At 69.7% G+C, this 20810-nt stretch carries 14 protein-coding genes, 1 pseudogene and 1 riboswitch; of the genes and pseudogenes, 5 read left to right on the top strand and 10 right to left on the bottom strand.

Annotated elements, in window-relative coordinates:
- Positions 1-76 precede the first annotated feature (76 nt).
- From Aiant_RS13305 to Aiant_RS13315, 3 genes and pseudogenes are all read left to right on the top strand, one after another.
- Complete coding sequence (locus Aiant_RS13305; protein WP_189334406.1) at positions 77-691, top strand: TetR/AcrR family transcriptional regulator; 615 nt, start codon at positions 77-79, stop codon at positions 689-691.
- Positions 685-2421 (top strand): ABC transporter ATP-binding protein, encoded by a 1737-nt coding sequence (locus tag Aiant_RS13310; RefSeq protein ID WP_189334405.1) that lies wholly within the window; start codon positions 685-687, stop codon positions 2419-2421. Before Aiant_RS13305 ends, Aiant_RS13310 begins: the two co-directional genes overlap by 7 nt.
- Positions 2418-4378: pseudogene (locus tag Aiant_RS13315) on the top strand (ABC transporter ATP-binding protein). Before Aiant_RS13310 ends, Aiant_RS13315 begins: the two are co-directional and overlap by 4 nt.
- Before the next feature lie 85 nt (positions 4379-4463).
- On the opposite strand, the gene Aiant_RS13320 reads toward Aiant_RS13315, so the two are convergent.
- The 3 genes from Aiant_RS13320 to Aiant_RS13330 all read right to left on the bottom strand — a co-directional run bounded on the left by Aiant_RS13320 (position 4464) and on the right by Aiant_RS13330 (position 12477).
- Positions 4464-4943 carry a hypothetical protein gene (locus Aiant_RS13320; RefSeq protein WP_189334403.1) on the bottom strand — a complete coding sequence of 160 codons (480 nt, stop codon included), beginning with the start codon at positions 4941-4943 and terminating at the stop codon, positions 4464-4466.
- Positions 4944-5054: 111 nt separating this feature from the next.
- The gene (locus tag Aiant_RS13325) at positions 5055-8384 is read right to left on the bottom strand and encodes a Calx-beta domain-containing protein (protein ID WP_189334402.1); all 3330 of its coding nucleotides are present in this window, start codon (positions 8382-8384) and stop codon (positions 5055-5057) included.
- Positions 8385-8444: 60 nt separating this feature from the next.
- Positions 8445-8523, bottom strand: a riboswitch (cyclic di-GMP riboswitch).
- Between the two features lie 165 nt (positions 8524-8688).
- On the bottom strand, positions 8689-12477 hold the full coding sequence (locus Aiant_RS13330) for a Calx-beta domain-containing protein (RefSeq protein WP_189334401.1): 3789 nt from the start codon (positions 12475-12477) through the stop codon (positions 8689-8691).
- A gap of 205 nt (positions 12478-12682) precedes the next feature.
- On the opposite strand from Aiant_RS13330, the gene phoA reads away from it, so the two are divergent.
- Positions 12683-14029: an alkaline phosphatase gene (phoA, locus tag Aiant_RS13335; RefSeq protein WP_189334400.1), complete on the top strand. Its 1347-nt coding sequence runs from the start codon at positions 12683-12685 to the stop codon at positions 14027-14029.
- 606 nt (positions 14030-14635) lie between these two features.
- Here phoA and Aiant_RS13340 read toward each other — a convergent pair.
- The 6 genes from Aiant_RS13340 to Aiant_RS13365 all read right to left on the bottom strand — a co-directional run bounded on the left by Aiant_RS13340 (position 14636) and on the right by Aiant_RS13365 (position 19785).
- Positions 14636-15253 carry a response regulator gene (locus Aiant_RS13340; RefSeq protein ID WP_189334399.1) on the bottom strand — a complete coding sequence of 206 codons (618 nt, stop codon included), beginning with the start codon at positions 15251-15253 and terminating at the stop codon, positions 14636-14638.
- Entirely contained in the window at positions 15250-16389 is a 1140-nt protein-coding gene (locus Aiant_RS13345; RefSeq protein ID WP_189334398.1) for a sensor histidine kinase, read from the bottom strand. The genes Aiant_RS13340 and Aiant_RS13345 overlap by 4 nt, the downstream gene beginning before the upstream one ends.
- The gene (locus Aiant_RS13350; RefSeq protein WP_189334397.1) at positions 16386-17195 is read right to left on the bottom strand and encodes an ABC transporter permease; all 810 of its coding nucleotides are present in this window, start codon (positions 17193-17195) and stop codon (positions 16386-16388) included. The genes Aiant_RS13345 and Aiant_RS13350 overlap by 4 nt, the downstream gene beginning before the upstream one ends.
- Positions 17192-18028, bottom strand: a complete 837-nt coding sequence (locus Aiant_RS13355; RefSeq protein WP_189334396.1) for an ABC transporter ATP-binding protein — start codon at positions 18026-18028, stop codon at positions 17192-17194. The genes Aiant_RS13350 and Aiant_RS13355 overlap by 4 nt, the downstream gene beginning before the upstream one ends.
- Before the next feature lie 84 nt (positions 18029-18112).
- Positions 18113-18874, bottom strand: coding sequence for an ABC transporter permease (locus tag Aiant_RS13360; protein ID WP_229830951.1), 762 nt, complete (start codon positions 18872-18874; stop codon positions 18113-18115).
- On the bottom strand, positions 18871-19785 hold the full coding sequence (locus Aiant_RS13365) for an ABC transporter ATP-binding protein (protein ID WP_229830949.1): 915 nt from the start codon (positions 19783-19785) through the stop codon (positions 18871-18873). Before Aiant_RS13365 ends, Aiant_RS13360 begins: the two co-directional genes overlap by 4 nt.
- A 124-nt stretch (positions 19786-19909) precedes the next feature.
- Here Aiant_RS13365 and rnhA point away from each other — a divergent pair, with 124 nt between their 5' ends.
- Positions 19910-20377, top strand: a complete 468-nt coding sequence (rnhA, locus tag Aiant_RS13370) for a ribonuclease HI (RefSeq protein ID WP_189334394.1) — start codon at positions 19910-19912, stop codon at positions 20375-20377.
- Here rnhA and Aiant_RS13375 read toward each other — a convergent pair whose 3' ends face one another.
- A complete protein-coding gene (locus tag Aiant_RS13375) occupies positions 20378-20800 on the bottom strand; it encodes a MarR family winged helix-turn-helix transcriptional regulator (protein WP_212847080.1) in 423 nt (140 codons plus the stop codon).
- Positions 20801-20810 lie beyond the last annotated feature (10 nt).

Raw genomic sequence — 20810 nt, forward strand, 5'->3', positions numbered from 1 at the left:
CACCGGTTCAGGTTCGAACCACCCCCATGACAAAAGTCAGTGGATGAGTGAGTACTCGCTCATTAGTCTGGGCGGCGTGGAAGCCAGACGCAGACGACAACCGGCCCTGGCGCCGGACGAACGGCGGGCCGCCCTGATCGCGGCGACCATCCCGCTGGTGCACGAGCACGGCATCGAGGTGAGCACCCGGCAGATCGCGCACGCCGCCGGGGTCGCCGAGGGCACCATCTTCGGCGTCTTCCAGAACAAGTCCGAGCTGGTGGTCTGCTCGGTGCTCCAGGCGCTCGACCCGCAGCCGACACTCGACGCGCTCGCCGCCATCGACCGCTCCGCCGACCTGCGCAGCCGGGTCACCGAGGCGGCCGAGATCGTGTATGCCCGGATGGCCGAGCACGCGCAGCTCTTCCACGCCGCGCGCCGGCTGATCTTCGCGAATGAGGAGAACCCCGAGGCCCGGGAACGGATGGCGGCCTCCCGGGCCGGGCTGCTCGACGCGGTCACCGCCGTCCTCGAACCGGACGCGCACCGGCTGCGGATTCCGGCGGCCCAGGCCGCCCGCGTGCTGCTGCTCTACTGCGGGGCCACCAATTTCGGGCCGTACGCCGACGACTCCTTCTCCGGCGCCGATCTGGCGTCGCTGCTGCTCGACGGCATCCTTCTATCCGACTCGGGGGAGCAATCGAAGTGTTGATCAAACTGCTTCGCGCGCACCTGCGGCCGTACTGGAACACGATCGGCCTGATCGTGCTCTTCCAGTTCTTGCAGACGCTCGCGACGCTCTACCTGCCGACCCTGAATGCCGACATCATCGACAACGGCGTGATCAAGGGCGACACCGACTACGTGATGCGGGTCGGTGGCGGGATGCTCGGCATCACCGTGCTCCAGATCGCGGCGCAGGCCGTCGCGGTGTATTTCGGGGCGCGTACCGCCATGGCGGTCGGCCGGGACCTGCGTACCTCGATCTTCAGCCAGGTGCAGCGGTTCTCCACCCGCGAGGTGGGTCAGTTCGGCGCGCCGTCGCTGATCACCCGGACCACCAACGACGTGCTCCAGATCCAGATGCTGGTGCTGCTCACCTTCACGCTGATGGTCTCCGCGCCGATCATGTGCGTCGGCGGGATCGTGCTGGCGCTGCGCCAGGACGTGCCGCTCTCCGCGCTGCTCCTGGTGATCATCCCGCTCCTGATCGGCGTGGTCGGCCTGATCATCAGCCGGATGCGGCCGCTGTTCCGCAGCCTCCAGGTCAAGCTCGACCGGGTCAACCAGGTGATGCGCGAGCAGATCACCGGCATCCGGGTGATCCGGGCGTTCGTCCGCGACGAGCGCGAGCAGGCCCGTTACGAGGTGGCCAACGACGACCTCACCCAGGTCTCGCTCAAGGCCGGCAAGATCATGGCGCTGATGTTCCCGACCGTGCTGCTGATCGTGAACGTGTCCAGCGTCGCCGTGCTCTGGTTCGGCGGCCACCGGATCGACGACGGGGCCATGCAGGTCGGCGCGCTCACCGCGTTCCTCAGCTACCTGATGCAGATCCTCATGTCGATCATGATGGCCACCTTCATGTTCATCATGATCCCGCGGGCCGAGGTGTGTGCCGAGCGGATCCAGGAGGTGGTCACCACCGAGTCCTCGGTGACGCCGCCCACGGCGCCGGTCACCGAGGTGACCGGCAAAGGCGAGTTGGAACTGCGAGCGGTCAGCTTCCGCTATCCGGGGGCCGAGGCCGCGGTGCTTTCCGACGTACGCCTGATCGCCCGGCCCCGGGAGGTCACCGCGATCATCGGCTCCACCGGCAGCGGCAAGACCACCCTGCTCAACCTGATCCCCCGGCTGTTCGACGCGACCGAGGGCTCGGTGCTGGTGGACGGGGTGGACGTACGCGAGCTCGACCCGGACCTGCTGTCACGGATCGTCGGGATCGTGCCGCAGCGGCCGTACCTGTTCACCGGCACGGTCGCCTCCAACCTGCGCTACGGGAATCCGGACGCCACCGACGAGGAGCTCTGGGAGGCGTTGGAGATCGCCCAGGGCCGGGACTTCGTCGAGCGGATGGACGGGCAGCTGGACGCGCCGATCGCGCAGGGCGGCACCAACGTGTCCGGCGGGCAGCGGCAGCGGCTGGCGATCGCCCGGGCGCTGGTGCACCGGCCGGAGATCTACCTGTTCGACGACTCGTTCTCGGCGCTGGACTACGCGACCGACGCGGCACTGCGGGCGGCGCTGACCGAGCACATCGCGGACGCGACCGTGGTGATCGTGGCGCAGCGGGTCAGCACCATCCGGGACGCCGACCGGATCGTCGTGCTGGACGACGGCAAGGTGGTCGGGACCGGGACGCACGAGGAATTGATGGACGGCAACCCGACGTACCGGGAAATCGTCCTTTCGCAGCTCACGGAGCAGGAGGCTGCCGCATGACCGCGCCGAACCGTCGCCCGATGGGCCCGGCAGGGGGTCCGCCGGCCGCCCGGATGATGATGGCGGGTGGACCGCCGGAGAAGCTGGAGGATTTCAAGGGCTCCACCAAGCGGCTGCTGCGCATGCTCGCCCCGCAGCGGATGCTGGTCGGGCTGGTGCTGCTCTTCGGCATCGCGTCGGTCTTCCTGTCGGTGCTCGGCCCCGGCTGCTCGGCCACGCCACCGACGTGATCTTCAACGGCGTGGTGGGCAAGATGCTGCCCGCCGGCGTCACCAAGGAGCAGGCCGTCGAGGGGTTGCGCCAGCAGGGCGACACCAAGGTCGCCGATCTGCTCGCCGGGATGAACGACGTGATCCCCGGCCAGGGCATCGACTTCGACAAGCTGATGCGGGTGCTCGCCTGGGTGGTCGTGGTCTACGTGTTCGCCTGGGTGTTCGGCGTGTTCCAGGGCCGGATCACCGCCCGGGTGGTGCAGACCGCCGTCTACGACCTGCGTAACCAGGTCGAGGCGAAACTGTCCCGGCTGCCGCTGTCGTACTTCGACAAGCAGCCGCGCGGTGAGGTGCTGAGCCGGGCCACCAACGACACCGACAACATCGCGCAGACGCTCCAGCAGACGTTCGCCCAGCTGGTCACGGCCCTGCTGACGGTCGTCGGGGTGCTCGGCATGATGTTCTGGATCTCGCCGCTGCTGGCGCTGATCGCCCTGGTCACCATCCCGGTGTCGTTCCTGCTGACGAAGTCCATCGGTAAGCGGGCGCAGCCGCAGTTCGTCGCCCAGTGGAAGACCACCGGCCAGCTCAACGGGCACATCGAGGAGATGTTCACCGGGCACTCGCTGGTCAAGGTGTTCGGCCGGCAGCACGAGGCCGAGCAGACGTTCCGCGAGCACAACGACAAGCTGTACCTGTCGAGCTTCCGCGCGCAGTTCATCTCCGGCCTGATCCAGCCGGCCATGATGTTCATCAGCAACGTCAACTACGTGCTGGTCGCGGTGGTGGGCGCGCTGCGGGTGACGTCCGGGTCGCTGTCGCTGGGCGACGTGCAGGCGTTCATCCAGTACTCGCGGCAGTTCAGCCAGCCGCTGACCCAGGTGGCGTCGATGGCGAACCTGGTGCAGTCCGGGGTGGCCTCCGCCGAGCGGGTGTTCGCCCTGCTCGACGCGCCCGAGCAGTCGCCGGACCCGGCTCCCGTGTCGCTTCCGTCCGTGCAGGGGCGCATCGCCTTCGAGAACGTCTCCTTCCGGTACACCCCGGACAAGCCGCTGATCGAGAACCTGTCGCTGGCGGTCGAGCCCGGGCAGACCGTGGCGATCGTGGGGCCGACCGGGGCGGGCAAGACGACGCTGGTCAACCTGCTGATGCGGTTCTACGACGTGACCGGCGGGCGGATCACCCTGGACGGGGTGGACATCGCCACGATGCCGCGGGAGCAGCTGCGCGAGCAGATCGGGATGGTCCTGCAGGACACCTGGCTGTTCGGCGGGACGATCGCGGAGAACCTGGCCTACGGTGCGGATGTCTTCGAGGAGTCCGCGGTCGTGCGGGCCGCCGAGGCCGCGCACGTCGACGGGTTCGTCCGGATGCTCCCCGAGGGCTACGAGACGACCATCGACGAGGAGGGCTCGAACGTCAGCGCCGGGCAGAAACAGCTGCTCACGATCGCCCGGGCGTTCCTGGCCGAGCCCAGCATCCTGATCCTGGACGAGGCGACCAGCTCGGTGGACACCCGTACGGAGGTGCTGATCCAGCGGGCGATGAACACACTCCGCACCGGCCGCACCAGTTTCGTCATCGCCCACCGCCTGTCGACGATCCGCGACGCCGACGTGATCCTGGTGATGGAGAACGGCTCGATCGTGGAACAGGGCACCCACGACGATCTGATCGCGGCGGAGGGCGCGTACGCCAGGTTGTACTCGGCCCAGTTCGCCCAGGCCGTCGCCGAGGTGGACTGACCGCTCACGGTAATGGCGGGGCCGGTCCTCAGGGCCGGCCCCGCCACCATGCTCCCGCCTTCAAGCGGTGCCCGACCGGCGGCGCTCAGCAGCGGATGCCGTACTCGTCCGTGAAGAGCTGGGTGTAGGTGCCGCCGATGGGCTGGGTGGCCCCGGGTAGCAAGATCGTGGTCTTGACGGTGCCGCCATAAACGATCGCGTCGCAGGCAGTCACTCGCTGGGTGTAGTTGATGATGCGTTCGGCGCGGCACGGCGAGTGCCCGTATGCGGCACCGCAGGTGCCCGCCGTGCCGCGGTAGGTGGTCGAGTTCACCTGAAGCGTCGGCTGCTCCTTGATTCCGGCGCAGGCCACGACCTGGTGCTGGTCACCGGTCAACTGGCAGATGATCTCGTTGCCACCCCAGACCTGGCTGCCCTCCCGGTACAGGTCGGCGCAGTGCACACCCGTGTATCCGGCGAACGAACCGATCTCCTTGCAAACGTGCGCGAGCAGCCGCGGGACGGCGGCGGCCGGACCGGCATTCACCAGCGTGCCGGCCAGCGCGAGGAGGATGACAGCAGACATTCGCAGTATTCGATTCATGCCGGGCAGCATAAGCCCGCCGGTCACCGCATCCGAGAAAAGGGAACGGGGGCGGCCTCACGGCCGCCCCCGTTGTTTCGGGTCAGGTGATGCTTACTTGATGGTGATGGTCTTGGTCGCCGAGTAGCCGGACGCGATGCCCATGCTGCTGTTGCCGGAGACCATGGCGCGCACCGAGACCTTCGTCTTCGACTTGATCGAGACGGACTTGGAGAAGCCGCTCGCGGTCGTCTTGCCGGAGGCGATGGTGGTCCACTTGCCGCTCACCAGGCGCTGGACGGTGACCGTCTGGCCGGCGGCCTTCGGGTTGCCGTTGACGGTGACGGTGAGCTTGCCCTTGGTGCTGCCGAGCGTCAGAGCCGGGTTCTGGGTCAGCTTGACCGTCACGGTCTTGGAGTTGATCTCCTGCGACCGGGCGACGAACGCGTAACCCTGCGTCAGCGACTTCGTCTTGAAGGAGAAGTTGCCGCTGCCGTCCGACGTGACGATCTGGTAGTAGTCCATCTTGGTCGGGTCGGTGGCCGGCAGTGCCGAGCCCCACAGTTCGACCTTGGTGTTCGGCGCCGCCTTACCGCTCAGCGTGAACACACCCGCGCCCTTGGCCGGCCCAGAAGCAGCCAGCGTCGGCGTGACCGGGTTGGACATGTCGTCGCTCTTGATGGTGACGGTCGAGTCACCGCTGAGAACGCTGGCGCCCACCGGACCGACAGCGCCCAGCCGGACCGAGAAGGTCTCGTCGGGCTCCATCTCCGCGTCGTTGATGATCGGAACCTTGATGGTCCCGGTCATCGTGCCGGGCGCCACCGTCAGCGTGCCCTTGGTCAGGGTGTAGTCCTTGCCGGCCTTGGCCGTACCGTCCGCCGTGTAGTACGGGATCGTGACGCTCTGCACGGTCGAGGTCGCGTCACCGGTGAAGGCCAGGTTGACCGGCACCTCGGCGTTGCCGTCCTTCTCGTTGACCGTCACGTCGCCGACGGACACGGCCGGCGGCAGGTCCAGCGGGTCGTCCGCGATCTTGTAGGTACCGGAGGCCGGGGTGAATCCGGTCGCGGTGGTCTCGTTCGCGGTGACCGTGAAGCCCTCGGTCGGCTCGTCGATGAGGTCGTCGAGCGTGGTGACGTTCCAGGTGTAGCTGCCGCCGACGGTCGGGATGTCGGTCAGCGCTCCGGAGTAACCGCGGGGCACCGCGATCCTCGTGCCCGTGAGGGCGTCCGGCGCCTTGAAGTCGGTGCCCGCCGTCGCCGGGTCCTTCTCCGATCCGCCGATGGTCAGACCCACGCTGTACGCGTACTCGGAGACGCCGACAACCTTGCCGGTGACCGTGACCGGCTGGCCCTCGGTCGCGTTGCTCGAGTTGAACGTGATCGTCGGCTGCGTGTCGTCGTTGCCGATCGTCACCCGGGCGGTGTGCTGCACATCCGGCGTGTTTAGGTAGGTGACGTTGCCGCTCAGGGTGGTCACGTCGACGCTGAAGACCTGGTCACGTTCGAACGTGGTGTCCGCGTTGATCGGGATGCTCAGCCACCCGGTCTTGTCGCCGGCCTTGATCGTCACCGTGCTGTCGGTCGGCGGGGTGTAGTCGTTGTCACCCGCCGCCGTGCCGCCGGTGATCGCGCTGCCGTCGTGGAACGTGGTGGTGAAGACCGTGTCCGTCGGCGAGGCGCCGGTCATCACGATCGGGACCTTGGCCAGCGTCGTGCCGCTGTTGCCCTCGGCCACCGAGACGTCGCCGACGTTGAACGTCGGCTTGGCGTCCGCCTCACCCGACTCGGTGATGGTGATGGGGCTGGGGCTGCTGCTCACCGCGCCGATGGTGCTGGTCGAGCTGGTGACGTCGATGGTGAAGTTCTCGGTGCCCTCCTTCACCGTGTCGCCGTAGACCGTGATCGGGATCTCCCCGTACCAGTCGGCCAGGGTGGTGCCGGCCGGGATGGTGAAGCTGCCCGAGGCGGCCTTGTAGTCCGAGCCCGCCGTGGCGGTCCCGTCCTTGGTCGCCCAGTCGATCTTCACCGGAACCGGGTTGGTGGAGGGGCTGGAGGCCACCGTCACCTTGATCTTCTGCACCTTCTCACCGGAGTCACCCTCCGGGAGCGGGTCACCGGGAACCGTGGTCACGGTGGTGAGGGTGACCGCCGGGCCCGCGTCGTTGTCCTTGATCGTGCCGACGCCGGTCGACTTCGTGCCGATCGTGACGCCCACCGTACTGGTGCTGGTGAGGATCTCCTTGACGTTCTCGGTGCCCTCGAAGGTCGCATCGTCGACAGTCGGGACCGCGATCGTCCGGGTCGTGGCGTAGGCGGGAATCGTCGCCGTGTTGGGGCTGCCGCTGGTGCCCGGGGTGGTGATGTCCGCCGAGGCGGTCGCCGCCGTCGAGTCGGTCGTGGTCGTCCCGTCCGCCGAGTAGTAGCCGACAACCAGGTTCGTCGCGTCCGACGGCCGGTCCAGAGTCACCGGGAAGTTGAGCGCGCCCCCCTCGGTCACCGCCGCCGCCGCGTCACCGATCGTCGCCACCGGTGTGGCGTCGTCGTCGGTGATCGTGATCTTCGCTTTGTCGGTCGTGCTGGGAGTGGTCGACAGAAGGACCGGGGTCGCGGCCGCCTTGACCCAGAAGAACTGCCCTGCGGCGTCCGTCTCGTCGACGTTGTCGTCGTAGAGCTGGACCGTGGTGCTACCCGTGTAGGTGTACGCGGGGATCGTGATCATCGCGGTCGACGGAAGGGCGTCGTAGTCGCGCAGGACACCGCCCGTGGAGACCGCGTCCTTCAGCGGGTCCGCGTTGTCACCGTTGGCCGTGGACACCGGGATGGAGATGTCGTGTGCCAGTGGAGCGGTGAGAGTGGCGGTGACAGTCACCGTCTTCTGCACCGGGTTCCCCCCGGCGTCCTTGGTCGCGGTCTCCGCAACGGTCGAGGTCGACGGCGACAGCGCGAACGTCGGGTAACTGGACGCCGCCCAGATCGTCCCGGTCGCCGACTTGGTGTTCGACAGGGTGTCCGTGGCCACCAGACTGAACGTCTCGTCGGTGGTGCCCGCGTCCTTCTGCGTATCCACCGTGACGGTGACCGTGTTGTTGGTGCTCGCCGCGGTTCCCGGGAAGGTGATGCTGGTGCGGCTCGGCGTGGAGATGTAGTCCTGAAGGTCGTCGGCACCGCTGTTGGAGAAGCTGGCGACGCCGGTCGCCTGCCCAGCGATATCCGCCGTGCTGAAGGTGAAGTCACCGGGCGCCGACCCGGCATAGGTCACGGTGAAGGTGACCTTGCTGCCTTCCCAGTTCCCGGCATCGCTGATGGTCAGGTTGTCGACCGACGACGGGTTGGCCGCCAGCGCCGGCGTCGGCACCATCATGGCCGGCACCAGGCCCGCCGCGGCGGCAGCGACCGTCGCCAGAACTGTCCGGATCCGCTTGGGTCCCCAGAGTGTCAACGGCACTCGCTCGTGCGACGCCGTTTGGATTGGTCGATGACGCATTCTCTTCCTGTCTCCTTCGGCGGCTGGGCTACCTCCAGCGGGGAGGCCCCTGGCTTCGCGTCCTCGTCGCGGGACGAGGTTGCCTTTTCGGGTACCGCACCTTGGGGCGGTCGGGGTGCCGGGTGAACCGGCCCTCAGCAGCGCAAACACGGGACGACAGAGCCACGTGAGGCGGAGCCATCCGTAATCTAACCGGCAAATCGGGGCCTTTTTGGCGGAACGCCTTTTTCGGCGAAGGATCCTTCACCGCCCGGAGCGACTACTTGATCTTGACCGTCACCGAGTCCGACGCTCCGGAGACGACCCCGATCGAGGGCGACGACGCGATCACCGCCCGGAACACGTACGTGCCCGGCTTCAGCGACTTCAGCGTGGTGGTGAACTTCCCCGCGCCGTTCAGCTCGCCGGTGTCGGCCTCACGCCAGTCACCGGACACCTGCCGCTGGATGATCACCCGCTGGCCCGGTTCGTCCGGGTCGCCCTTGACCGAGAAGGTCACGTTCCGCTTCGCGGACACCACGGTCAGCGTCGGATCCTGCTTGACCTGGACCGTACGCACCGGCGAGGTCAACCCGTTCGCCCTGGTCATCACCCGGTACCCGAGAGCGAAGTTGGGCGTGAACTGGTACGCCCCGTCGTCGTCCGCCTTGGTCGTCAGCACCGTCCGGAACGATCCGCCGGACGTGCCCACCGCGCTGAGCAGCTCCACCTTGGCGTTCGCCCCGGCGAAGCCGGTCAGCTCCACCCGGCCGACACCGGAGATACCGGCCGGCGCGGTCAGCGTGGGCGCCTTCGGCTTGTCGTCGTCCTCGATGGTGACCTTGCCGGCCGGTTTCGCCAGTGCGACGTCGGCCGGCGACGGTGCTCCCAGCCGTACCGTAAAGGTCTGATCGGCCTCGTCCCGGGTGTCGGCCAGGACCGGCACGCGGATCGTGCCCACCGAGAGCGGCGGTGTCAGCGTCAGCTGGCCGCTCGACTTGGTGTAGTCCTTGCCGGCGTCGGCCGTCCCGTCGACCGTCTGCCACGGCACCGTGATGGTCCGCTCGGTGGCCCTGGTCTCGCCGCTGAAGACCAGGGAGACGGTCAGCTCGGCGGCGCCGTCGCCCTCGCCGAGCGAGGTGTCGTCGATGGTCACCTTCGGCGCGACGTCCTTCGGGTCGTCGGCGACCTGGAAGGTCAGCACGTTGCCGCCGAAGGACAGCTTGATCGCCTCGGTGTCCTCGTCGGTGGCATCCCGGTTGAAGTGGATCGTGCCCAGATTGATCTTGGTGCCGCTGGCCGTGCCGCCGGGGACGACCGTGTCCGGGTCGCTCAGCTCGTAGTCGGCGATCTCGGCGGAGGCCGCGATCACCGGGCGGTCGAAGGTCACGTCCCGCTGCGCCACCCCCTTGACCTGTCCGGACAGCTTGACGGTGTCCCCCTCGGTGACCGCGGTCGCGGCCGGGTCAAGGACGATCTGCACCTTGGGGTCGTCGTCCACGATCGTCAGGTCCACCTGCTGCGGATCCCCGGCGGCGTCGTCCTCGCCGGTGGCGAGCTGGACGATGAGCTGTGCGGACTCGTCCCCCTCGTAGACGGAGTCCTGCCGGATCGGCACCTCGACCGTCGCGCTGACGCCGCCCTGCGGGATCCGCACGGTCGCGACCGGCAGCCCGTAGTCCTGCTCGCCCTCGTCGTTCCCGGCCGCCGTCGCGGTGCCGGGCCGCATCGCCACGGTCAGGTCGACGTCGGCATCGGCCGCCTTGCTGAGCACGATCTTGAAGGTGGCCGTGCCACCCTCCGCGACACGGGTGTCGCCGCTGATCGAGAAGGTCGGCCGCGGCTGGTCCTGGTCGCTCTCCCGGATCGTCACGGTCCCGATCTCGCTGCCGAGGGTCGCGCCGGTCGGGGTGACACCGGTCGTCCGCGCGTAGAACGACTCCATCGGCTCGCGGCTCGCGTCGTCGACGATCGGCACCTGGATCGACCCGTGCGTGGTGCCGGGCGGCAGGACCAGCGGGTTGGCGCTGGCCGACGGGCCGAAGTCAGCGGCGGTCGCGGTGCCGGGAAGGAGTTCGTAGCCGACCGACACGGACTGCTCGGTCGAGGTGGCGCCGTTGGCCCCGGCGAAGGACAGGTCGACCGGCACCTCGGCGAAGCCGCCGCCCTCGACCGCGGTCGTGCTGCCGAGCGAGACCGTGGGCGGAAGGTCCGCCGGGTCGTCGGTGATCGTGTAGTGGGTGCTGACCGGGTCGACGCCCTCCACGGACTCGTTGGTCACGGTCGCCTTCAGGGACTCCGCGGGCTCGTCGATCGTGTCGTTGAGCAGCGAGATCTGCCGCAGCCGCACCGGCTCGGTGGTGCCGGCCGGCAGCTCCACCGGACCGGAGTCGGCGCTGTAGTCCTCCGCCTCCGCCGGGCTCGCCCCGTCGCCGGTCAGCGTCACCGCATAGGTCAGATCGTCCTGGGCCACGCCGGTCGGGGTCGCCATCACGTCGACCGTCCCGCCCTCGGCGCCCGTCACCGTGTTCAGCGTGAGGGTCGGCACCGGGTCGTCGTCGTCGATGGACAGGGTCCCGGTCGGGCCGGACTCGTCCCCGTCCAGCACCACCTCGACGGTCGCCTGCTCGGTGCTCTCGTACGCGGAGTCGTCGAGGATCGGCACCTCGACCGTCGCGGTGCGGTCACCGGCCTCGATCAGCAGTTTCTCGTCCACCGGGCCGAAGTCGCCGGCGCCGGCGCTTCCCTCCCGCACGAAGACGTTGAAGTAGGCGTCCTCCGACTGCGTCTCGTCGAGCGTGACGGTGAACTTCGCGGTCTCCGCCTGGCCCTCGGTGGCCGAGACCTCGGAGGTCATCGAGAACGCGGGCGGCACATAGCTCTCGTCGTCGGTGATGGTCAGCGTGATCGGGCTCCCGGCGATCTCGCTCGCGTTCACCGGGTCGTGCAGGCTGAGGCTGACGTGCTCGTCCGACTCGAAGTCCCCGTCGTTGACGGTGCCGAAGTGAACGCTTCCCTCACCCGAACCCGGGTCGAAGTCCACCGTGCCCTCGGCCGGGCCGTCGTAATCGGCGTCCAGGGTGGCGTCCGCCGAGCTCATCGTCCAGCTCGCCGACACCGGCTTCTCGGTACGCGCGGCCATGTTGCCTTCGTAGCCGAACTCCAGGTGGAACGGAACGTCGTAGAAGGCGCCCTCCCGCATCGACATGTCCCCGGGCGGGTTCGCCACGATCCTCGGGGGCAGGTCGTCGTCGGCGTCCTGGATCGTCGCGGCCACGCCGAAAGCCAGACCGTCCTGCGGCTGGCCGAGCCCGACGACGATCACGACCCGCTCGGTGAACTCGTCGGTCCGGTCGATCTTCAGGTCGATCGAGCCCAGATCGATGCTGGTGTCCCCGGGGTTGACCGTTCCGGACTTCACCAGGCCCGCGTCGTCGAAGTCGTCCACCTCCGCGGTGTCCCCCTCGTCCGGGAACGCGTCCGGGATCACCTGCGCGAAGAACGGGGTGGGCGCGTCGACCGGCTCGTTCACCGTGGCGCTGAGATCGACGGTCGAGCCCTCCTTCTCGTCGAATCCCACCGGCAGAAGCGGCGGCTCCTCGTCGTCCGGGAGCAGGACCTGATGCGGCTCCCCGCCGACCACCACGGTGAACGTCTCCATGCCCTCGAAGACGGCATCTCCGTGGATCGTCACCTCGACGAACGCCGCGCCGGTCTCGGAGTCGGGGTCGTAGAGCACGTCGGTCTCGACCGGCTCGAAGTCGACTCCCGCGGTCGCGTGGCCACGTCCCCCGTTGTCGGCCGCGTTGGCGTCTTCCTCGACGGAGACGTGCAGGTTGACCGGTTCGGCCGGAGGCGGGTCCGTGGTGATCGCCAGGGTCTCGGTGTGCGTGCCGGCCTCACCTTCGGCGAATCCCTCCACCCATCCGGTCATCACGGTGGGCTCGCCGTCGGCTGATGCGGGCACCCCGGCCACGAAGACCGACCCCAGTCCCGCCGCCACCGCGGCCACCAGAGCCTTCCGGAACCTCGCCGGCGACCACAGCCGGGGCGGAATCTGAAAACGCATCTGTACCACCTCTGAGCTGCGGAAACACGTCTCGCCGCAATGATTGTGGCCGCTCGGGCACCGCCTTGTCCGGCATTCACCGTTTCCCGCGTTCATCGATCATCCGTAGTGCCTTGTTGTCCGATTCAGCACCCGCCGGACACCTCCCGGACGCCGGGAGCTGATGACCTGAGGCCGATCACCACGCATAAGGGAGTGCGCACGTATGAATATCCGAGGACGCGCAGCCTTGGCCGCCGCCGCGATCGCGGTCGTGGCCGTTCCGTCCATGGCGATGGCGGGCGACTCGCACCACGACAACACCCGGGCGGCCAAGCACGCCATCCAGGGCGGCACCGCGCGCAACGTCATCCTGCTCATCGGTGACGGCATGGGCGACAGCGAGATCACCATCGCCCGCAACTACCAGGTCGGCGCGAACGGCCGCCTGGCCATGGACACGCTGCCGCTGACCGGCGCGTACACCACCTACGCCGTGCAGAAGGACAACCCGTCGCTGCCCGAGTACGTGACCGATTCGGCCGCGTCCGGCACCGGCTGGGCCACCGGCCACAAGACCTACAACGGCGCGATCTCGGTGCTCCCCGACGGCAAGCCGCTCCCGACCATCCTGGAGCTGGCGAAGAAGGCCGGCTACCGCACCGGCGACGTGACCACCGCCGAACTGCAGGACGCCACCCCGGCCGTGCTCGGCTCGCACGTGGTCGACCGCGGCTGCAAGGGCCCGCAGTCGATGACCGCGTGCGCGGTCAACGACAAGGTCAACGGCGGCGCCGGCTCGATCGCCGAGCAGCTCGTGCAGACCCGGCCGGACGTCCTGCTGGGCGGCGGCAAGCAGTACTTCGACCAGGTCGTGCAGGCCGGTCCGTTCCAGGGCAAGACCGTTACCGATCAGGCGAAGGCGGCCGGCTACCAGATCGTCACCGACGCCGACGGCCTCGCCAAGGCGTCCCCGGACGCCCCGATCCTGGGCGCCTTCGCCAAGAACAACATGGACCTGGAGTGGGTCGGCCCGGCCCCGACCCGGACCGGCACCGCACCGTCCAGGTGCGCCGGGAACACCGCCCGCACCGCCACCCAGCCGCACCTGGTGGACATGACCACCAAGGCGCTGGACGTGCTGGACAAGCAGACCCGGCACCGCAAGAACGGCTTCTTCCTCCAGATCGAGGGCGCCTCGATCGACAAGCAGGACCACGCCGCGAACCCGTGCGGGCAGATCGGCGAGACGGTCGGCTTCGACCTCGCGGTCAAGAAGGCGCTCGACTACCAGAAGCGGAACCCCGACACCCTGGTCGTCGTCACCGCCGACCACGGCCACACCAGCCAGATCGTCGAGGCCGCCACGCTCGGTTACACCGCCACGCTGATCACGCACGACAACGCGAACATGACGATCAGTTACGCCACCGCCGAGATCACCGGCTCGCAGCAGCACACCGGCACCGAGGTCCGGATCGCCGCGGGCGGCCCGCAGGCCGCCAACGTCCTCGGCGTCACCAACCAGACGGACCTCTTCTTCACGATGAAGCGAGCCCTCGGCATTCGTTAGTTTCTGCGCGAACGACGCGAGGGCCAGAGATTCGGTCCTCGCGTTCTTCCACCCCAAGATCAAATTCTTGGTGTACGCGCGCCCTGGGGGGTACGGACCGCATGCTCCCGCGCGGGCCGGAGACGGCGATCTGGCCGCTGGCGCGTCCAGAGCGATCGCCGTCTCCTTCATTGTCCGCGGGTGGTTCCGGAGATCAAAACCGACGCAACTCGCCGTCGCGGCGCGCCCCCACCCCCGGCTGGCGCCCACGGCCCCATCCCGGTCGGGCATAGGGCCACCAGGCCCAGCCCGGGTTGTCGAGCTGGCGCCCACGGCCCTACCGAAGCCCCGGATAGGGCCCGGAGCACCAGCCCGGATTGTCGAGCTGGCCCCCACGGCCCCACCGAAGCCCTCGATAGGGCCCGGAGCACCAGCCCAGGTTGTCGAGCTGGCACCCACGGCCCCACCGAAGCCCTCGATAGGGCCCGGAGCACCAGCCCAGGTTGTCGAGCTGGCGCCCACGGCCCCATCGGAGCCCCGGACAGGGCCCGGAGCACCAGCCGGGTTTGTCGGGCTGGCGCACACGGCCCTATCGAGGCCCCGGACAGGGCCCGGAGCACCAGCCCGCTACAGCAGGCCGTGGCGCATGGCGGTCGTCACGGCGGCGGTGCGGTCGGCGACGTCGAGCTTGTTGAAGACTCGGAGCAGGTGCGTCTTCACCGTGGCCTCGGAGATGAACAGGCGCTTGCCGATGTCGGCGTTGGTGTGGCCGGCCGCGACCAGTTTGAGCACCTCGGTCTCGCGGGCGGACAGGGCCGGCGGGGCCGGGCTGCGGACCTGACGGACCAGGGTGGACGCCACGCTGGGCGCGAGCACCGTCTCGCCCCGGGCGGCGGCGCGGACGGCGTCGGCCAGTTCCGCCGGGGAGGCGTCCTTGAGCAGATAGCCGCTGGCGCCGGCCTCGATGGCGCGCAGGATGTCGCGGTCGGACTCGTAGGTGGTCAGGACCATGACCTTGATGTCGCGGTCGGCGGCGAGGATCCGGCCGGTCGCCTCGACCCCGTCGGCGTCGGGCATCCGCAGGTCCATCAGGACGATGTCGGGGCGCTCGCGCAGGGCCAGCTCGGCGCCCTCGGCGCCGTCGGAGGCCTCGCCGATGACCGTGAGGTCCGGCTCAGCGTCCAGCATGCCGCGCAACCCCATCCGTACGACCGGATGATCGTCCACCAGGAGAATGCGGATCATGCGGGGACCTCCAGTTCGATCGTGGTACCGGTGTCGGGGTCGCTGCGGACGGTCAGCGTGCCGCCCACCTGCTCGGCGCGCGCCCGCATGCCGGGCAGCCCGAAGCCGCCCGTCGCCGCGGTGTCGAAGCCGTCGCCGTCGTCCCGCACCACCACCCGCACGGACGCCGGGGAGTACGCGAGCAGCACGCCCACCTCGTTCGCCTTGGCGTGCCGGCGCACGTTGGTCAGTGCCTCCTGCGCCGCCCGGAGCAGCACCACCTCGACCGCTGTCGGCAGGTCACGGGGCTCCCCGGTCGTACGGAAATGGGCTTTGACGCCGGACTCCTCGGTGAAACGGGCGGCCTGCCGGCGCACCGCGTCGAGCAGGCCGGTGGCCAGAGCGGACGGTGACAGGGCGGCGACGATGGCCCGGCTCTCGGCCAGATTCTCCTTCGCCGTGCGGACCGCGAGCGCGAGGCGCTCGTCGCGCAGCTCCGGGTCGGCCGCCTGGACCAGCGTGATGATGCTGGTGAAGCCCTGGGCCAGGGTGTCGTGGATCTCGCCGGCCAGCCGGGCGCGCTCGGCCTGGACGCCGGCCTCGTGGGAGAGCCGCTCCACCTCGGCGCGGCTCGCCTCCAGCTCGGCGATCAGGTTCGCCCGGTCGGTGCTCTGCCGGACCACCCGGACGATCCACAGGCCGAGGAAGATGCCGGAGGCGGCGGAGACCCCGGCGATCGCCAGGTCGGCCCGCACGTCGCCGGTGCCGAAGAGCACGTCGACGACCACCGGAACCGCGTTGACCAGGAGCACCGCGGCGATCGCGACCCGCAGCGGGGCCATCTGGAAGATCAGCGGGATGACGGCGAACAGCATCCAGGTGGCCGACGGCATCGCGACGATCGCCACCGCGAACAGGGCGATCTGGACGAAGAGCGTGACGATCGAGGGGACCGTGTCGGCGTGCAGGCGGACCATCCGGCGCCCGACCGCGATGTGCACCAGGGCCATCCCGGCCAGGGCGGCGACCGCGGTGATCCGGCGCGCCGGTGGAGCGTCGGCGACGGTGATCGCGATCGAGACGACGATCGCGATCACCGCGAAGTAGATGTCCCACCACAGTGAGTGATCACTCTGGCCGGCCTCCGGACGGGTCATCGGTCCTTGTCGCTCCACCGGAAGGTCACCAGGCACAACACCAATCCGATCACACACCAGGCGCCGAGCACCATCGCGATCCGGCCCAGTTCCCAGGAACCGGTCACCTCGAACTGCTTCATGCTGTCCGGCAGGAACACGTACCGGAAGCCCTGCGCCATCCACTTGACCGGGAACAGCGAGGCGACGGTGATCAGCCAGGAGGGCAGCAGGGTGATCGGGGTGATGAAGACGCCCGAGATGAACTGGAGGAACACCACCGGCACGTTGAGGATCGCGCCGGCGTTGCGGGCGTGCTTGACGATCCCGCTGACCGCGACGCCGAGCAGGGTGCAGGCGATCACCGACAGCACGAACAGCCAGGCGAACGTGGCCCAGTGGCTCGCGTCCGGCAGCGGCATGTCGAAGGCCAGGACGCCGACCAGGAGCAGCAGCACGACCTCGGACACCGCCAGGACCAGGACCAGCATCAGCTTGCCGGCCAGGTAGGACACCACCGGCAGCGGGGTGCCCCGCAGCCGCTTGAGCGTGCCGTCCTCGCGGTCCATCGCCAGGCCCGCGCCCATCGTCACGAACCCGGTGGTCAGGACGCCGTAAGCGATCATGCTGGCCGCGTAGACCTGGCTGGCACTCACCCCGGTCTCCTCGTAGGACTGGCCGAAGATCGTGCCGAACAGCAGCAGGAGCATCGCCGGGAAGAGGAAGGTGAAGATCACCGAGGTGCGGTCGCGGAGGAATTGGAGGACCTCCACGTGGCCGCGGGCCAGACTCATCTTCGTCGGCGAGCCCAGGCGAGTCGTCGTCATCGGTTCGCTCCGATCAGGGTGAGGTAGGTGTCCTCGAGGGTGGGCCGGGTGATCGTCAGGGTGCGCAGGTCGACGTCGCTCGCGACCAGCCTGCGCAGCAGGTCACCGGGGTCGGCGTGCTCTTCGGTACGCGTACGCCCGCCCTCCTGCCAGCTGACCTTGGACCCCGCCGCGGCCCGTCCGCCGAGCGTGGCCGGGGTGCCCTCGGCGACGATCCGCCCGTCGGCGAGCACCGCGAGCCGGTCGGCGAGCGCCTCCGCCTCGTCCAGGTAGTGGGTGGTGAGCAGGATCGTGGTGCCGTCCCCGGCCAGGGTCCGGATCAGCTCCCAGAACTGCCGGCGTGCCTCCGGGTCGAAACCGGTCGTCGGCTCGTCGAGGAAGAGCAGCTCGGGCCGCCCGACGATGCCCAGCGCCACGTCCACGCGGCGCCGCTGGCCGCCGGAGAGCGTACGGATCTTGCTGCGTTTCTTGGCCGTCAGGCCGACCAGCTCGATGACCTCGTCGGCCTTGCGCGGCTCGGGGTAGAAGCCGGCCACGTGCCGGACCATCTCGGTGACGGTGAGGTCGGCGGCGTCGGCGGCGTCCTGGAGCACGATCCCGATCCGGCTCCGCCAGGCGCGCCCGGCCGAGCCCGGGTCCTCGCCGAGCACCCGCACGTCCCCGGCGGTCCGGCGCCGGTGCCCCTCGAGGATCTCGACGCTCGTGGTCTTGCCGGCGCCGTTCGGGCCGAGCAGCGCGAAGATCTCACCCCGGGCGACGACCAGGTCGATGCCGCGGACCGCTTCCTTGTCCTTGTAGGTCTTCCGGAGACCGGTTACCTCGATGGCTTCCATACCGACGATCGTCGCTGTCCGGGCCACCCCGGCGCGACGACCGCGCGGCGGTCATCGGTTGTCCACCGATCGATGGACAGCCGCTCACTCCCAGCGGAACTTCTTGGCGGCGAGGGCCGGCCAGACGATCGCCCAGGCGGCCAGGGCCAGCCAGATCGACAGTGGGATGCTGCCACCGTCGAGCAGGGTGTCGCGCAGCGCCTGGGCGTGCGCGGCGAGCGGCAGCAGGAACCAGCCGACGGTCCCCAGGTCCGGCGCGGCGAACATGATGCCGCCGACCGAGAGCATCAGCACGTAGATGAGGGTGGCCGCGCCGGTCGTCGTCTCCGGTTTGAGCACGCTGGCCAGCAGCAGCGCGAGCCCGCTGTACCCGGCCGCGGCCAGTACGGTCACCCCGGCGGCCGGCAGGACCTCGCTCAGCTCCGGCCGCCACCCGACCGCCACGCCGACCAGGCCCAGGACGAGCACCTGGAGCACGATCTGCGCCAGGACCGCGGCGGTCTTGGCGAGCAGCAGCCCGGGGCGGGTGAGCGGGGAGGCGCCGAGCCTTTTCAGTACGCCGTAACTGCGCTCGTACCCGGTGGTGATCGCCTGGCCGGTGAAGGCCGTGGACATCACGGTCAGCGCGAGCACCCCGGGCACCACGAAACCCAGGCGGTCGTCGGTCGGCAGGTTGGTGGCGTGCGTCAGGCCGGCGCCGAGCAGGACCAGCAACGGCACGCCCATCGCCAGCACCACGGCCTCGCCGCGGCGCGCGGTGAGCAGCAGCTCCATCCGGATCTGCTTGCCGATGACGGTGCGCATCGGGGCCCGGCCGGGTGCCGGGGCGAAGGTTCCGGCGCTCACTTGGCGGCTCCCACCGTGTGCTGCGAGGTCAGGGACAGGTAGACGTCTTCCAGGGTGCGGCGGCGGCTGCTCACCGCGGTGACGTGGGCGCCCGCCGCGGCGAACCGGCCGAGCACGTCGGCGAGGGCCCGGGTGTCCAGGGCGCCGGAGATCGAGTACTCCCCCGGCGAGGTCTCGGCGACCTCGTGGACACCCTGGAGCACGGTTAGGTCCAGGCCCGGGTCGGCACGGACCTCCAGCAGGTCGATGCCGGCCGCCGCGGTCAGCTCGGCCGGCGTGCCGGTGGCCGCCACCTGGCCGGACCGCATGATCACCACGTCGTCGGCGAGGCGCTCCGCCTCGTCCAGCAGGTGCGTGGTGAGCAGCACCGACACACCGTCGGCGCGCAGCTCCTCGATCAGCTGCCAGGTGGTGTGCCGGGCCTCGGTGTCCATGCCGGCCGTCGGCTCGTCGAGGAAGACCAGCTCGGGGCGGCCGACCAGGGCGACCGCGAGGCTGAGCCGCTGCTGCTCGCCGCCGGAGAGCCGCCGGAACCGGGTTTTCTCGACCTTGCGCAGCCCGAGGCGGTCGAGCAGCATCTCCGGGTCCAGCGGGTTCGCCGCGAACGAGGCGAACAGCCGGAGGATCTCGCCGGCCGCGGCCCACGGGTAGACGCCGCCGGACTGAAGCATGATGCCCAGGCGCGGCATCAGGGCGTCGTGCTCGGCGACCGGGTCCATCCCGAGGATGCGGGCGGTGCCGGCGTCCGGTTTCCGGAAGCCCTCACAGACCTGGAGCAGGCTGGTCTTGCCGGCGCCGTTGTGTCCCAGCAGGGCGAGCACCCGCCCGCGCGGGGCGCTGAGCGACACCCCGTCGACGGCTGTGGTGTCGCCGTAACGCACCACGACGTCCCGTACCTCGACCGCGGCCACGTCGCCACCCACCATGAGTTCCGCCCATCCGATCCGCCTCCGGCCACCATACGGCGACCTCCCCCCGCCCCTGTCCGGGGCAGGCCCCGGATGGTTTCGCTCACTCGCCGGTAGGGTTCCCGGCATGGCGGAGCTGACCCGGGTCGTGGAGATCTACACCGACGGGGCCTGCGTGCCGAATCCGGGGCCCGGCGGCTGGGGCGCGGTGCTGCGCTGGGGCACGGCGGAGAAGGATCTGTGCGGCGGTGAGGCCACCCCGACCACCAACAACCGGATGGAGCTGACCGCTCCGATCCGCGCGCTGGAGACGCTGAACCGCGCCCCGCTGGTCGTCGACATCTACACCGACAGCGTCTACGTCCGCGACGGCATCACCAAGTGGATCCGCGGCTGGCGGGCCAACGGCTGGCAGACCGCCTCCCGCCAGCCGGTCAAGAACGTCGACCTGTGGATGCGCCTGGACGAGGTGGTCCGCAAGCACGAGGTCCGCTGGCACTGGGTGAAGGGGCACGCCGGCCACCCGGAGAACGAGCGGGCCGACCGCCTGGCCGCCCGTGGCCTCCAGGAAGCCGTGGCCGCCGCCAAGCTCTGATCAGCCCGGCGCCGCACGGGTGGACAGGGCGACGAGCGCACGCAGGAACGCGTCCCGCTCCCCCGCCGGCAGGTCCCCGAGAAGTTCCGCTTCGGCCTCCCGGATCTCCCCCTGCACCGCGAGATGCAGAGCCCGTCCCTTCGCGGTCAGCCCGAGCAGCCGAACCCGGCGATCGGCCGGATCCGGCTCCCGCTCGATGAGCGACCGCGCCTGAAGGTCGTCGAGGATCGGGATGAGCCGGGTCTTGTCCGCGCCGATGCTCGCCGCCAGCGCCGCCTGGGTCCGCACCGACCCCCCGGCCAGCCCGTTCAGCACGACGTAGGCCCACATCGACAGCCCGTGCCGGCCCAGAATCGGCTGCTCCATGGCGATCAGCCGCCGCCCCAGCCGCGCCACCATCGCCCCGAGATCGTCCCGCTCCACCCGCGCAGCT

It is taken from the genome of Actinoplanes ianthinogenes (assembly GCF_018324205.1).
GTDB lineage: Bacteria > Actinomycetota > Actinomycetes > Mycobacteriales > Micromonosporaceae > Actinoplanes > Actinoplanes ianthinogenes.